Raw genomic sequence first — 14,560 nt, 5'->3', positions numbered from 1 at the left:
TACCCGCAAAGGGGAGTAACTTCGTTGTCGGTTGATCGTCATTACGATGTGTGAAAAACCACATCCGGTCGCCGGGCGATAACAAAGGAATACGTCAACGTATTCCTTTGTTGTTGTAAGTGAGACCTTGCCGAATGGCAAGGTCTATGCATGAAAAGCAGCGGCTAACGTCATTCGGCGTTGGCCGTTTTTTTATGCATGGGGAAATATAATGAATACTGTCGGCACACCGTTGTTATGGGGTGGCTTCGCTGTTGTAGTGGTGATTATGCTGGCCATCGACCTGCTGTTGCAGGGTCGTCGCGGCGCGCATACGATGTCAATGAAGCAGGCGGCCGCCTGGTCAATCGTCTGGGTCACCTTGTCGTTACTGTTTAACGCCGTATTCTGGTGGTATCTGGCAGAAACCCAGGGGCGTGCGGTCGCAGACCCGCAGGCGTTGGCGTTCCTCACCGGCTATTTGATCGAGAAATCATTGGCGGTGGATAACGTCTTTGTCTGGCTGATGCTGTTTAGCTACTTCTCGGTGCCGCCAGCGTTGCAGCGTCGAGTGCTGGTGTATGGCGTGCTGGGGGCGATTGTTCTGCGTACTATCATGATCTTCGCGGGCAGCTGGCTTATCACCCAGTTCGAATGGCTGCTGTACGTGTTCGGCGCGTTCCTGCTGTTTACCGGCGTGAAGATGGCGCTGGCAAAAGAAGATGCTTCCGGCATTGGCGACAGGCCGTTAGTGCGCTGGCTGCGCGGTCATCTGCGTATGACCGACACCATCGAGAACGAGCATTTCTTCGTGCGTAAAAACGGTCTGCTGTTCGTTACGCCGCTGATGCTGGTGCTGATTCTGGTTGAGTTGAGCGATGTTATCTTTGCCGTCGACAGCATTCCGGCAATCTTTGCCGTGACCACCGACCCGTTCATCGTACTGACCTCTAACCTGTTTGCCATCCTTGGTCTGCGTGCGATGTACTTCCTGCTGGCCGGCGTGGCGGAGCGTTTCTCGATGCTGAAGTACGGCCTGTCGATCATTCTGGTGTTTATCGGCATCAAGATGCTGATTGTCGACTTCTACCATATCCCTATCGCTATCTCGTTAGGCGTGGTGTTCGGGATCCTGTTTGTGACGCTGATTGTGAATGCGTGGGTCAACCACCAGCACGATAAAAAGCAGCAAACGCAGTAACACTCATCCACTAGCCTACAAAGCCCGACGCCCACTGTGTGTGCGTCGGGCTTTTTGTTTAACATGTCATCACAATGTTAATTTAAAGTTATAAAATATGATCTCAGCGTAAAATCCAGGATATTTCGCTTCCCGAAGCGTGTTCTTTCCTTATACTCAGCCATGCAAACATTTGCCTCACTCTGAAAGATGCGTCTATAGAACGCACAAGGGTCAGGCGACAACACAATAAAAGGATTACGAAATGACTACGCAACGTTCGTCGGGGCTGATCTCGCGTTTGGCGCAAGGGAGCCTTGTTAAGCAAATTTTGATAGGTTTAGTACTGGGGATTGCGCTGGCACTGATCTCAAAACCGGCTGCAGAAGCCGCTGGTTTGCTGGGCACCCTGTTCGTCGGCGCATTAAAAGCCGTCGCTCCCATCCTGGTTCTGATGCTGGTAATGGCCTCTATTGCGAACCATCAGCATGGGCAAAAAACCAATATCCGTCCGATTCTGTTCCTCTACCTGCTCGGTACCTTCTCCGCGGCATTAGCGGCAGTGGTGTTCAGCTTTGCCTTCCCCTCGACGCTGCATCTTGCCAGCAGCGCTAACGATATTGTGCCACCATCGGGCATTGTCGAAGTGATGCGTGGGCTGTTGATGAGTATGGTGTCGAACCCGATTGATGCCCTGCTTAACGCGAACTATATCGGCATTCTGGTATGGGCCGTCGGCCTGGGCTTTGCCCTGCGCCACGGGAATGAAACGACCAAGAATCTGGTCAACGATATGTCCAACGCCGTCACCTTTATGGTGAAACTGGTGATTCGTTTCGCCCCTATCGGTATTTTCGGCCTGGTCTCCTCCACGCTTGCCACCACGGGTTTTGCTACATTGTGGGGCTATGCGCAGCTGTTGGCAGTGCTGGTAGGTTGTATGCTGTTGGTGGCGTTCGTGGTCAACCCGCTGCTGGTGTTCTGGAAAATTCGTCGCAACCCGTATCCGCTGGTGCTGGCTTGCCTGCGTGAAAGCGGCGTGTATGCCTTCTTTACCCGCAGCTCTGCCGCCAACATTCCGGTGAATATGGCGCTGTGTGAGAAGCTGAATCTGGACCGCGATACCTACTCGGTTTCTATCCCACTGGGTGCAACCATCAACATGGCTGGCGCGGCAATCACCATTACCGTGCTAACGCTGGCAGCGGTGAATACACTGGGGATCCCGGTTGATTTACCGACTGCGCTGCTGTTGAGCGTCGTGGCATCGCTTTGTGCCTGTGGCGCATCTGGCGTGGCGGGTGGCTCTCTGCTGCTGATCCCACTGGCGTGTAATATGTTCGGTATCCCGAATGATATCGCCATGCAGGTAGTTGCCGTCGGCTTTATTATCGGCGTGTTGCAGGACTCCTGTGAAACCGCACTGAACTCCTCAACCGACGTATTGTTTACCGCTGCAGCCTGCCAGGCTGAAGACGAACGTCTGGCAAACAACGCCCTGCGCGGCTAATCACTTTTCCCCCTCCGTCATGGTGCGGAGGGGTTTTCTTTCTGTACGCTTTTTTCAATTTTGAAGGGATCTATCCCCCGTTTTTGCATGCGTCTGAAACGAATAATATTCAGGCCGTTCATCACCAGAAAACTGCCTTCAATCATCGTGCCGCCAATCGATCCCAACCAGAAATTATGCACCACCCAGCAGGCAGTCGCGCACCACATCACACAGCGGACGGTTAATCCTTTACAGCGAAACAGCGCCCAAGTGCTGGCCAGCGTGCCAATAATGGGGAGTAACTCCATCGCATGCTGTAGTTTCGCCAACCCAAGAACCAGCGTGAGAACGATAAAAACGGTCATCACCCACAGTTTGCGGGTGCGCATCGAGACCAGGGTTCGGATGGTGTTTAGCTCCGCACTCATCCCCGCGGGCCAGGCCCCCATCAAAAAGAAGTGTACCCCGATAGTGGCACTATAGACGGCAAGCTGCAGCCGGAAGCGGCGCTCATCGCGGTTGAAAAAGGTGGTAATCCCGATCAGAAAGGCGATGACACCTACGCCCTGGGCCAGCCAATACGCGGTCATGAAAAATCCTTGTGAGGAAATGCAAAAACAAACGGCGTTCCATATTATGAAACACCGTTTTTAAAATCTACTCTATTTCGATTACCCAATAGATTTCGTGCGACAGCAAGGCGGCAAGCATGTAGGCCGGATAAGGCGTTTACGCCGCCATCCGGCAACGGTTTATGCCTGATGGCGCTACGCTTATCAGGCCTACTGATCGCGTAGGCCTGTACAATTATTACAACGTTACGCCACTTTTGAAAATAGCCAGCTCACGGAAGTCATTACGTTCGTTACAGGTCGGTTTACCATTAGCAAACTCGACGATGGTATCGACAAACTCATTCAGCAGTTGAGGCATGGCTTTACCGTGGATCAGCTGTCCCGCATCAAAATCGATCCAGTGCTTTTTCTTCGCCGCCAGCTCGCTGTTCGTGGCAATTTTCACCGTCGGTACAAAGCCGCCGTAAGGCGTGCCGCGACCGGTACTGAATAGCACCATATGGCAGCCAGCACCCGCCAGCGCGCTGGTGGCAACGGCGTCGTTCCCCGGTGCGCTTAACAGATTCAGACCGTGCGTTTTTAGCCGTTCGCCGTAACCCAATACATCGACAACCTGGCTGGAACCCGCTTTCTGCGTGCAGCCCAGTGATTTATCTTCCAGCGTGGTGATGCCCCCCGCCTTGTTACCCGGTGACGGGTTCTCATAAATCGGCTGGTCGTGGGCAATGAAGTACTGCTTGAAGTCATTGACCATCGTCACCAGCTTACCAAACGTCTCTTCGTCACGGCAATGGCTCATCAGCAGTTGCTCAGCGCCAAACATTTCCGGAACTTCGGTCAGCACGGTGGTGCCACCGTTGGCAATCACATAGTCGGAGAAACGTCCCAGCATCGGGTTAGCCGTGATGCCGGACAGGCCGTCAGACCCGCCGCATTCCAGACCAAACTTCAGCTCGCCCAGTTTACCCGGCTCACGCTTATCGTGGCGCATCACGTTGTACAACTGATGGAGATGTTCGATCCCCGCCTCCACTTCGTCTTCCTGATGTTGGCAGACCATGAAGTGCACGCGTTCAGGATCGAACTCGCCCAACGTTTCGCGGAAGGCATCCACCTGGTTGTTTTCACAACCAAGCCCCACCACCAGCACCGCCCCCGCGTTCGGGTGACGCACCATGTTTTGCAGCATGGTGCGGGTGTTGATGTGATCGTCACCCAGCTGCGAGCAGCCGTAGGTGTGGCTGAAAAGATGAACGCCATCGATGCCTTCAGCATCGTTGGTCTCTTTCAGGAAGCGGGTCTGCATCTGTCGCGCCATGGCATTGACGCAGCCGACCGTCGGCAGGATCCACAGTTCGTTACGCACCCCGACATCGCCGTTGGCACGACGGTAGATCTGCACATCGCGATCTGCCGGTTGTACCTCAGGTTCCTGAAAGTCGGGTTGATAGCTATATTCATCCAGATCGCTCAGATTGGTGCGCGTATTGTGAGCATGGATATGTTCACCCGCCGCAATATCCGCCAGAGCATGGCCAATCGGCAGGCCATATTTAATGACGTTCTCACCCTGAGCAATATCGCTCAAGGCAAATTTGTGTCCACGTACAACGTCCTGTCGTAGCGTTACGGTATGGCTATCTACACTAACCTGCGTGCCTTGCGCCAGATCGGCCAGCGCAACCGCAACGTTATCCAGCGTATGGATCTTGATGTATTGCATATCAACCCGGACCTTAGTTCAGTTCAATGGCAAAATAATCGCGCGCATTGTTGAAGCAGATATTTCTCACCATTTCACCCAGCAACTGGATATCTGCCGGGGCTTCACCCGCGGCAACCCAGCGGCCAATCATCTGGCACAGAATGCGGCGGAAATATTCATGGCGCGTATATGACAGGAAGCTACGGCTGTCGGTCAGCATGCCGACAAAACGGCTCAGCAGACCGAGCTGCGCCAACTGCGTCATTTGGCGTTCCATTCCGTCTTTCTGATCGTTGAACCACCAGCCGGACCCGAACTGCATTTTTCCCGGCATACCTTCGCCCTGGAAGTTGCCGATCATGGTGCCCAGCACTTCGTTGTCGCGCGGGTTCAGGCAGTACAGGATGGTTTTTGGCAGCAGGTTTTCTTCGTTCTGCTTGCTCAGCAGTTTGGAGAGTTCTTCCGCAACCGGACGATCGTTGATCGAATCGAAGCCCACATCCGGCCCTAACAGTTTGAACTGACGCAGGTTGTTATTACGCAGTGCGCCAATATGGTACTGCTGGACCCAACCACGACGGGCATATTCCGCACCAAGGAACACCAGCACGGCCGTTTTAAACTGCGCCACTTCATGCTCGCTCAGCGTTTCACCGGCCAGACGACGCGTCAGGATGTTGTCGAGTTCAGATTCATTAGATTCAGCAAACAGCACCACATCCAGCGCATGGTCAGACACTTTACAGCCGTGTGCAGCGAAGTGATCCAGGCGTTTGGTCAACGCGGTTTGCAGATCGGTGAAGCGACGGATATCGGTGTCGGACACCTCACCCAGCTTCGTCATGTAGTCGTTAAAGGTTGCCTGCTCAATATTGAAGGCTTTATCCGGGCGCCAGCTCGGCAGCACTTTGACGGCAAAGGTGCTGTCCTTGGCGACCGAGGCGTGATGTTCCAGTGAATCAATCGGATCGTCAGTGGTACCGACCATTTTCACGTTCATCTGCTGCATGATGCCGCGCGCGGAAAATTGTTCCTGCGCCAGCAGTTCGTTGCACTGATTCCAGATTTCATCCGCCGTCGCAGGCGACAGCAGCTTACCTGTAATACCAAACGGGCGACGCAGTTCAAGATGCGTCCAGTGGTAAAGCGGGTTGCCAATAGTGTGCGGAACCGTCGCGGCCCAGGCGTCAAACTTCTCACGATCGGACGCATCGCCGGTGCACAGGCGCTCAGCAACACCGTTAGTACGCATAGCGCGCCATTTGTAGTGATCGCCTTTCAGCCAGATGTCATACAGGTTGTTAAAACGGTAGTTGTCCGCGATTTGCTGCGGCGGCAGATGGCAGTGGTAATCGAAGATTGGCTGATCTTTGGCGTAATCATGATACAGACGGCGGGCAAATTCGGTATCCAGCAGAAAATCTTCAGTCATAAACGGGGTCATTATCGTCTTCCTCTCAGCGAGTGCGTCAGATTGCTTATGTTTTGATGCTGACAAAGTTATCACACCAATTTCCACAGACTGAAGATATTTTCGTGAGTTAGATCAACAAATGGCGACAAAAAAATTACTCTCAAAGAGGTAAATCTTACGCCAGCCAGCGCCAGCACTGGCTTTGCTGAATCGAAATAATGACCACACGAAGATTCACACTTTTGTGATGGCACTCACCTTTTAAAGCTGTATGACAAGTTATCTTTTTGCCGTCGCAATACATAAGCCGACGGAATGCAAATTACCGATGGTCCACCATCGGATTGACCGGTACGGAAACCGAATTAGCACGATTCTTGAAATGGCAAAGTTCGGGGAGTACCGGTTTTTTTCGGTCACCCCTTTCGTAAAAAGAACATCCTCCGCCCTACACAGGAAGATGACCGCTCGTTCGCGGAAATAACAAAACGATGAGGTTTTACATGCGTAAAATTAAAGGGTTACGTTGGTATATGATCGCACTGGTGACGCTTGGCACCGTGCTGGGTTACCTGACGCGTAACACTGTGGCGGCAGCTGCGCCAACGCTGATGGAAGAGTTACACATCTCCACTCAACAGTATTCCTATATCATCGCAGCGTACTCTGCTGCTTACACCGTTATGCAACCCGTTGCTGGCTACGTTCTGGACGTGCTGGGAACAAAAATAGGTTACGCGATGTTCGCCGTTCTGTGGGCCGTCTTCTGTGGCGCGACTGCACTGGCTGGAAGCTGGGGTGGACTGGCGCTGGCGCGAGGCGCGGTCGGTGCAGCTGAAGCGGCGATGATCCCAGCGGGCCTGAAAGCCAGCTCGGAGTGGTTCCCGGCCAAAGAGCGCTCCATTGCCGTCGGTTACTTTAACGTCGGTTCCTCTATTGGCGCGATGATTGCACCGCCGCTGGTAGTCTGGGCCATCGTGATGCACAGCTGGCAGATGGCGTTCATTATCTCTGGTGTCCTGAGCTTCATCTGGGCCATGTGCTGGCTTGTGTTTTACAAACACCCACGCGATCAGAAAAAACTGTCCGACGAAGAACGTGATTACATTCTCAACGGCCAGGAATCACAGCATAAAAACGGCACGGCGAAGAAAATGTCCGTCGCGCAGATCCTGCGTAACCGCCAGTTCTGGGGCATTGCACTGCCGCGTTTCCTGGCAGAGCCGGCCTGGGGTACCTTTAACGCCTGGATCCCGCTGTTCATGTTTAAAGTTTACGGCTTTAACCTGAAAGAAATTGCCATGTTCGCCTGGATGCCCATGCTGTTTGCTGACCTCGGCTGTATCGTTGGTGGGTATCTGCCGCCGCTGTTCCAGCGCTGGTTCGGCGTCAACCTGATTGTGTCACGTAAAATGGTCGTCACCATGGGCGCATTCCTGATGATTGGCCCGGGCATGATTGGTCTGTTTACCAGCCCGTATATTGCCATCGCGCTGCTGTGCGTCGGGGGCTTTGCTCACCAGGCCCTGTCCGGTGCGTTGATCACCCTCTCTTCTGACGTCTTTGGTCGTAATGAAGTGGCTACAGCGAACGGTCTGACCGGGATGTCTGCCTGGCTGGCAAGTACCCTGTTTGCGCTGGTCGTGGGCGCCCTGGCTGACACTATCGGCTTTAGCCCACTGTTTGCGGTACTGGCAGTATTCGACCTGCTCGGTGCGTTAGTCATCTGGACGGTGCTGCAAAACAAACCGGCCAGCGAGGTCGACTCGGGACCGCAAACCGGCGATCCCGCACCACAAAGTTGACCTGACTCAATCACCAACGAAATACGTTCAAAGCCGCCAGCGTTCTGGCGGCTTTTTTATCGTCACAAGTGGAGCCAAATTCGCAAAAGTGGTATAACAAATAGAGTCTGCCGTATCATGCCTGGAGCGCATATGGAAATCACCGAACCACGACGTTTGTACCAACAACTTGCTGCCGATCTGAAGGCGCGCATTGAGCAGGGTGTTTACCTGGTGGGTGAAAAACTTCCCGCCGAGCGCTTTATCGCCGATGAAAAGAACGTCAGCCGTACCGTGGTCCGTGAAGCCATTATCATGCTCGAGGTTGAGGGCTACGTTGAGGTGCGTAAAGGATCCGGGATCCACGTCATCTCTAACCAGCCAAAACACTACGTCGCGCCAGATGCCAATCTTGAGTTTGCCAGCTACGGTCCATTTGAACTGCTGCAGGCACGCCAGCTTATAGAGAGCAATATTGCCGAGTTTGCCGCCACCCAGGTGACTAAACAGGACATCATGAAACTGATGGAAATCCAGGAGAAGTCGCGCAACGAAAAAAGCTTCCGTGACTCCGAGTGGGATCTCCAGTTCCATGTGCAAGTGGCGCTGGCAACGCAAAATACCGCACTGGCGGCGATTGTTGAAAAAATGTGGACTCAGCGTGTTCACAACCCGTACTGGAAGAAATTGCACGATCACATCGACCTGCGCACGGTAGATAACTGGTGCGATGACCATGACCAGATCCTACGGGCATTAATCCGTAAAGATCCCCATGCTGCCAAACTGGCGATGTGGCAGCACCTTGAGAACACCAAACAGATGCTGTTTAACGAAACCAGCGATGATTTTGAGTTCAACGCCGACCGTTATCTTTTTACCGATAATCCGGTGGTTCATCTGGATACGGCCGCTAACGGGGCAAAATAAGCGTTCTCATATTCACAGGCGCGCCAGGGCGCCTGTTTCTGACGCTCGGTAAGCATTAGGTATAAAGTGTCAGCCTGTGTAAATCCTCTCGCCACCCTCCTTTGCGATAAGCAAAATCACGGTTCAGCGACCGTAATTTCTATAACGGACTACGTTGACCTTTGTTACAATTACATGCGTTTTGAATTTTTGTGTATCAGTGCTTGCTTACTTTGCAACTTAACAGGGAACAGTTCAGGCCGTGAATTTGTGTCAGACCGCGATACATGCAAAAAAAGATCAATAATATTGCGGCGTTACAAACTCCAGAAAACCGGCATGACGACAACCGATTTCTCCAGGAATACTGAATGGAACTACTGACTCAATTACTGAATGCCTTGTGGGCTCAGGATTTTGAAACTCTGGCCAATCCGTCGATGATTGGCATGCTGTATTTTGTCCTGTTTACCATTTTGTTTCTGGAAAACGGGCTGCTTCCTGCGGCCTTTTTACCTGGTGACAGCTTACTGGTGCTGGTCGGCGTGCTTATTGCTAAAGGCGCAATGGGCTTTCCACAAACGGTGCTGCTCCTCACCACCGCGGCCAGCCTCGGCTGTTGGGTCAGCTACATCCAGGGACGATGGCTGGGGAATACCCGCATCGTGCAAAACTGGCTTTCTCATCTTCCCGCGCATTATCATCAGCGCGCGCACCATCTGTTCCATAAACATGGCCTGTCTGCGTTGCTGGTCGGGCGATTCATTGCCTTCGTCAGAACGCTGCTGCCGACCATTGCAGGACTCTCCGGCCTGAACAATGCGCGCTTTCAGTTCTTCAACTGGATGAGCGGACTGCTGTGGGTCTTGATCCTGACGTCACTCGGTTATCTGCTGGGCAAAACGCCGGTGTTCCTCAAGTACGAAGATCAGTTAATGTCGTGCCTGATGCTGCTTCCCGTTGTTTTACTGGTGTTTGGCCTCGCCGGTTCACTGGTTGTTTTATGGAAAAAGAAATACGGGAACCGGGGATAAATTATGCTGCTACCACGCATAACGCTCCGACGATTGGCCTGGACAACCACCTTTATCCTGTTTTTAGGCGCGCTTATCCTGACCTGGTCTGCCATTCGTCAGCAGGAGTCGACGCTAGCCATTCGCGCCGTTAACCAGGGCGCCAGCATGCCAGATGGTTTTTCTATCTGGCATCATCTGGATGCCAACGGCATTCGCTTTAAAAGCATTACCCCGCAAAATGATGCGCTGCTGATCACCTTTGATTCCAGCGCGCAAAGCGCAGCCGCGAAGGTCGTTCTCGACAGAACGTTACCGCACGGCTTCGTCATCGCCCAACAGGATGATGATAATCAGGCGGTGCAGTGGTTATCACGTTTGCGTGATAACCCACACCGTTTTGGTTAACTTCCAGGAATCTGAATTATTTCACCCACTTTGGTGATTTCGCCGTTTAGTGCCTATGATTAATAAGCTGGGTTTATGGCCCACGCTTTTTTATCTGGAGCAACGACCCTCGCGTTACCGGGTCGAATCACAATGGAAGGTTCAAGTATGAAATACCGCATCGCTTTGGCTGTTACCCTTTTCGCTCTCAGTGCCAGCAGCTACGCCAACACCCTCTGTCAGGAAAAAGAACACGATATTCAGCGGGAGATTAGCTATGCCGAAAAGCACAACAATCAGAGTCGTATCAACGGCCTGAACAAGGCCCTGAGCGAAGTCCGGGCCAATTGTTCTGACAGCAAGCTACGTGCCGAGCATCAGAAAAAAATTGCAGAACAGAAAGATGAGATCGCCGAGCGTAAACGTGATCTCGCCGAGGCGAAACAAAAAGGCGATACAGATAAAATCACCAAACGCGAGCGCAAGCTTGCCGAAGCTCAGACTGAACTGAAAGAACTCGAGTCACGCGATTACTAAGTACGGTAACGACCCACTCACCTGGAGAAAACTATGTCAAAAGATAATGCTACGGAACACCTGCGCGCTGAGCTGAAATCCCTTGCGGATACGCTTGAAGAGGTACTGAGCTCCTCTGGCGATAAGTCGAAAGAAGAGTTGAGTAAAATTCGCAGTAAAGCAGAACGCGCGCTGAAAGAGAGCCGCAATCGCCTAGGTGAAACCAGCGATGTGATTGCTAAGCAAACTCGCGAAGCCGCGGCAAAAGCCGACAACTACGTACGCGAAAATCCATGGACAGGCGTCGGTATTGGCGCTGCGGTCGGCGTGGTGCTTGGCGTACTGCTGTCGCGCCGCTAACAATGGCGGACTCCGATCACGCACAAGGTCCAGGCAAAAACGTACTGGGTATCGGACAACGGATCATCACGATCCTCGTCGAGATAGTTGAGACCCGGTTACGTCTGGCCGTTGTTGAACTGGAAGAGGAAAAAGCCAACCTCTTTCAGCTGCTGCTGATGCTGGGGCTAACCATGCTGTTCGCAGCATTTGGCCTGATGAGCCTGATGGTGCTTATCATCTGGGCCATTGACCCTCAGTACCGTCTCAACGCGATGATAGCCACCACCGTTGTGCTGTTGCTTCTGGCGCTCATTGGCGGGATATGGACGCTACGTAAAGCCCGTAAGTCAACGCTGTTACGTCATACCCGCCATGAACTTGCTAACGACAGGCAGGCCCTGGAGGATGATGCATAATGAGCAGTAAAGTCGAACGCGAAAAACGTAAGGCGCTGCTGCTTAGTCAGATCCAGCAGCAACGGCTGGATCTGACCGCCACCCGCCGCGACTGGCTGGAGGTCACTGCTGCATACGATCGCGGCTGGAACACGCTGTTGAACCTGCGCTCGTGGATACTGGTTGGCAGCAGCATCATAGCCGTTCGTACTATTCGCCACCCAAATATGCTCGTCCGTTGGGCCAAACGCGGCTTTAGCGTCTGGAGCGCCTGGCGACTGGTCAAAGCGACCATCAGACAGCAGCAACTGCGCGGTTAATCTCTTCTGTTCTCCCCACGTAGGCCTGATAGCAAGGCCTACTTCATTCTATCACCCCCCTTCACTCAAAATTTTTGAAAAATACTGACAGTTTTCCTTGCTAACAATTGTCATTCGTCACGTTTATGATTCTCTCCATCGACAGCAACAACGCCCTATACAGCGTTAATGCAACAAAAAACAAAATCAGCCGCCTGAGTGGTTTCCTGGAGAGTACGATGAAAAAATTAGAAGATGTTGGTGTACTGGTAGCACGCATTCTGATGCCAATCCTGTTTATTTCTGCAGGCTGGGGAAAAATCAGCGGATATGCGGGTACCCAACAATATATGGAAGCCATGGGCGTTCCGGGGTTCATGTTACCGCTGGTTATTCTGCTTGAGTTCGGCGGCGGCCTGGCCATTCTGTTCGGCTTCCTGACCCGTACTACCGCGCTGTTTACCGCAGGCTTCACGGTGCTGACCGCGTTCATCTTCCACAGCAACTTTGCGGAAGGGATGAACTCGCTGATGTTCATGAAAAACTTAACCATCGCAGGCGGTTTCCTGCTGCTGGCTATCACCGGTCCAGGCGCATTCAGCATTGACCGCGTACTGAATAAAAAGTGGTAAGCAAGCTATACTAAACGCATCAAAAAGCGAGGAGACATCTCCTCGCTTTTGCTATCTGAGGAGGCAAAACCATGGGACAACTTATTGACGGCGTCTGGCATGACACCTGGTATGACACAAAATCTACCGGGGGAAAATTTCAACGTTCTGCATCGGCTTTCCGTAACTGGCTCACCGCGGATGGCGAACCTGGCCCGACCGGCACAGGCGGTTTTGCCGCCGAAAAAGACCGTTACCACCTGTACGTTTCCCTCGCCTGTCCGTGGGCGCATCGCACGCTGATTCTACGCACGCTCAAAGGTCTGGAGCCATTTATCTCCGTTTCCGTTGTGCATCCGCTGATGCTAGAGAACGGCTGGACGTTTGATGATAATTTCCCGGCCGCCACGGGAGATACGCTCTACCAGCACGAGTTTCTCTATCAGCTCTATTTGCACGCCGACCCGCAGTACAGCGGCCGCGTCACCGTACCGGTGCTGTGGGATAAAAAGAATCACACCATCGTCAGTAATGAATCGGCGGAGATCATCCGCATGTTTAACACGGCGTTTGATGCACTGGGCGCCAAAGCCGGTGATTACTACCCGCCTGCCCTGCAAAGTAAAATTGACGAGCTGAACAGCTGGATTTATGACAACGTCAATAATGGCGTCTATAAAGCCGGTTTTGCCACCAGTCAGGAGGCATATGATGAGGCGGTTGATAAAGTGTTTCACTCACTGGCGCGACTGGAGCAGATTCTGGGTCAGCATCGCTATCTGACCGGTGACCAGTTGACCGAGGCAGATATTCGCCTGTGGACCACGCTGGTACGCTTTGATCCGGTGTATGTTACCCACTTCAAGTGCGATAAGCACCGCATCAGTGACTACCTGAATCTGTACGGTTTCCTGCGCGATATTTACCAGATGCCGGGCATTGCGGAGACCATCAATTTTGACCATATCCGTCATCACTACTTCCGTAGCCACAAAAACATCAATCCGACCGGTATTATTTCAATCGGGCCATGGCAGGATCTCAACGAGCCACATGGACGAGACAGCCGTTTCGCATGATTTACACTGGTCCCTTTGGGGTAATGCCGATTAGTTAAGCATGTATGGCGAACATGTGATTTTTGCTCAGGGTTCCGTTCACCTCAGCTGTGTCATTTCTCTGAAACGCCGTTACCCGTGAACGTGCAAGGGAGGCTCACCGCCGCCTCCCTTGCAACCCAGGCTCCCGGCGGGAAAATCGTCGCTACGCGATTTATTCGCCCCATCCCTGGGGCTCACCCTTCGGGGCCAGCGCAAGCGCTGTTCAAAATTGCTCCCGGCAATTTTGTTATTCGTCTTATGCCGTCTGCCTGTCGGGTCGGGGCCGAGCCTGCATCCTTGCAGGCCGTCCCCTCTGCCCGCATCCCTGCGGGCAGACCCGGTCAGCCGTCAACGACTCATCGATTTTCAGCCGGACATGGGTCATCGCTTCAACTCTCTGACTTTCAGTTAAATCTCTTATGCTGTTCAGATATATTCAAATAAAAATACCGGTAGTCAGGCGTGGCTGGTCCGGCTGAAAATTGCCGACGTGTTTCCGTAAGGCCGGGAGAACCCGCAGGGATGCGGGTTCAGGGCGCGCTTTACAGGGACGTTACATCGCGCCCGGCCCGAAAGCCTGAAGGAAAAAGCGGAGGGAACCACGAAGTGGCAATTTTCCCGCCGGGAGCCGGGATTGTAAAGGGCGTGGCGGAGAACGCCCTTTACACGTTCACATGAACCAATACTTAAGAGAAGCGATGAACATAAGGTGAACGGAACCCTTTCTCTGAGAGCGTATATTCATTACTTCCGCCAACACAGGTTGATACTTTCTGAAACTGAGGCGTTCACTGATAAGTATTACCCATCAGGGGACCAAATAATTAATACGACAAATATTTACCACCATTTCATTCGC

15 protein-coding genes are annotated in these 14,560 nt (G+C 52.8%); 12 read left to right on the top strand and 3 right to left on the bottom strand.

Annotation, left to right across the window (positions count from 1 at the left end; genetic code table 11):
• The first annotated feature begins 211 nt into the window (after positions 1-211).
• Positions 212-1,180 (top strand): TerC family protein, encoded by a 969-nt coding sequence (locus tag AC3ITF_RS02955; protein ID WP_115257431.1) that lies wholly within the window; start codon positions 212-214, stop codon positions 1,178-1,180.
• Between the two features lie 244 nt (positions 1,181-1,424).
• Complete coding sequence (sstT, locus tag AC3ITF_RS02950) at positions 1,425-2,669, top strand: serine/threonine transporter SstT (protein WP_096755585.1); 1,245 nt, start codon at positions 1,425-1,427, stop codon at positions 2,667-2,669.
• A gap of 17 nt (positions 2,670-2,686) precedes the next feature.
• Here sstT and AC3ITF_RS02945 read toward each other — a convergent pair whose 3' ends face one another.
• The 3 genes from AC3ITF_RS02945 to uxaC form a co-directional block, all read right to left on the bottom strand.
• Entirely contained in the window at positions 2,687-3,241 is a 555-nt protein-coding gene (locus AC3ITF_RS02945) for a YgjV family protein (RefSeq protein ID WP_115257430.1), read from the bottom strand.
• Positions 3,242-3,461: 220 nt separating this feature from the next.
• On the bottom strand, positions 3,462-4,949 hold the full coding sequence (locus tag AC3ITF_RS02940; RefSeq protein WP_181631843.1) for a UxaA family hydrolase: 1,488 nt from the start codon (positions 4,947-4,949) through the stop codon (positions 3,462-3,464).
• Between the two features lie 13 nt (positions 4,950-4,962).
• Positions 4,963-6,375, bottom strand: coding sequence for a glucuronate isomerase (gene uxaC / locus AC3ITF_RS02935; protein WP_096755582.1), 1,413 nt, complete (start codon positions 6,373-6,375; stop codon positions 4,963-4,965).
• A 473-nt stretch (positions 6,376-6,848) separates the two neighbouring features.
• Here uxaC and AC3ITF_RS02930 point away from each other — a divergent pair, with 473 nt between their 5' ends.
• The 10 genes from AC3ITF_RS02930 (at position 6,849) to AC3ITF_RS02885 (ending at position 13,680) form a co-directional block, all read left to right on the top strand.
• On the top strand, positions 6,849-8,150 hold the full coding sequence (locus AC3ITF_RS02930) for an MFS transporter (protein WP_096759328.1): 1,302 nt from the start codon (positions 6,849-6,851) through the stop codon (positions 8,148-8,150).
• A gap of 132 nt (positions 8,151-8,282) precedes the next feature.
• Positions 8,283-9,059 (top strand): transcriptional regulator ExuR, encoded by a 777-nt coding sequence (gene exuR / locus AC3ITF_RS02925; protein ID WP_096755581.1) that lies wholly within the window; start codon positions 8,283-8,285, stop codon positions 9,057-9,059.
• 350 nt (positions 9,060-9,409) lie between these two features.
• Positions 9,410-10,072, top strand: a complete 663-nt coding sequence (yqjA, locus tag AC3ITF_RS02920; RefSeq protein ID WP_045447871.1) for a DedA family general envelope maintenance protein YqjA — start codon at positions 9,410-9,412, stop codon at positions 10,070-10,072.
• A gap of 3 nt (positions 10,073-10,075) precedes the next feature.
• Positions 10,076-10,459, top strand: coding sequence for an EnvZ/OmpR regulon moderator MzrA (gene mzrA / locus AC3ITF_RS02915; protein WP_096755580.1), 384 nt, complete (start codon positions 10,076-10,078; stop codon positions 10,457-10,459).
• 147 nt (positions 10,460-10,606) lie between these two features.
• Positions 10,607-10,975 (top strand): DUF1090 domain-containing protein, encoded by a 369-nt coding sequence (locus tag AC3ITF_RS02910; protein ID WP_096759327.1) that lies wholly within the window; start codon positions 10,607-10,609, stop codon positions 10,973-10,975.
• 33 nt (positions 10,976-11,008) lie between these two features.
• Positions 11,009-11,314, top strand: a complete 306-nt coding sequence (locus tag AC3ITF_RS02905; RefSeq protein WP_096755579.1) for an ElaB/YgaM/YqjD family protein — start codon at positions 11,009-11,011, stop codon at positions 11,312-11,314.
• Between the two features lie 2 nt (positions 11,315-11,316).
• A complete protein-coding gene (locus AC3ITF_RS02900; protein ID WP_096755578.1) occupies positions 11,317-11,712 on the top strand; it encodes a phage holin family protein in 396 nt (131 codons plus the stop codon).
• On the top strand, positions 11,712-12,011 hold the full coding sequence (locus tag AC3ITF_RS02895) for a YqjK-like family protein (RefSeq protein ID WP_096755577.1): 300 nt from the start codon (positions 11,712-11,714) through the stop codon (positions 12,009-12,011). The genes AC3ITF_RS02900 and AC3ITF_RS02895 overlap by 1 nt, the downstream gene beginning before the upstream one ends.
• A gap of 218 nt (positions 12,012-12,229) precedes the next feature.
• Positions 12,230-12,622, top strand: a complete 393-nt coding sequence (locus tag AC3ITF_RS02890; RefSeq protein ID WP_135324236.1) for a DoxX family protein — start codon at positions 12,230-12,232, stop codon at positions 12,620-12,622.
• A 71-nt stretch (positions 12,623-12,693) separates the two neighbouring features.
• Entirely contained in the window at positions 12,694-13,680 is a 987-nt protein-coding gene (locus AC3ITF_RS02885; RefSeq protein WP_489176113.1) for a glutathione S-transferase family protein, read from the top strand.
• Positions 13,681-14,560 lie beyond the last annotated feature (880 nt).

It is taken from the genome of Citrobacter sp. KH_055_1, assembly GCF_057838705.1.
Note: the sequence above shows the minus strand (reverse complement) of the source record. Positions and strands in the feature narration are given on the sequence as shown.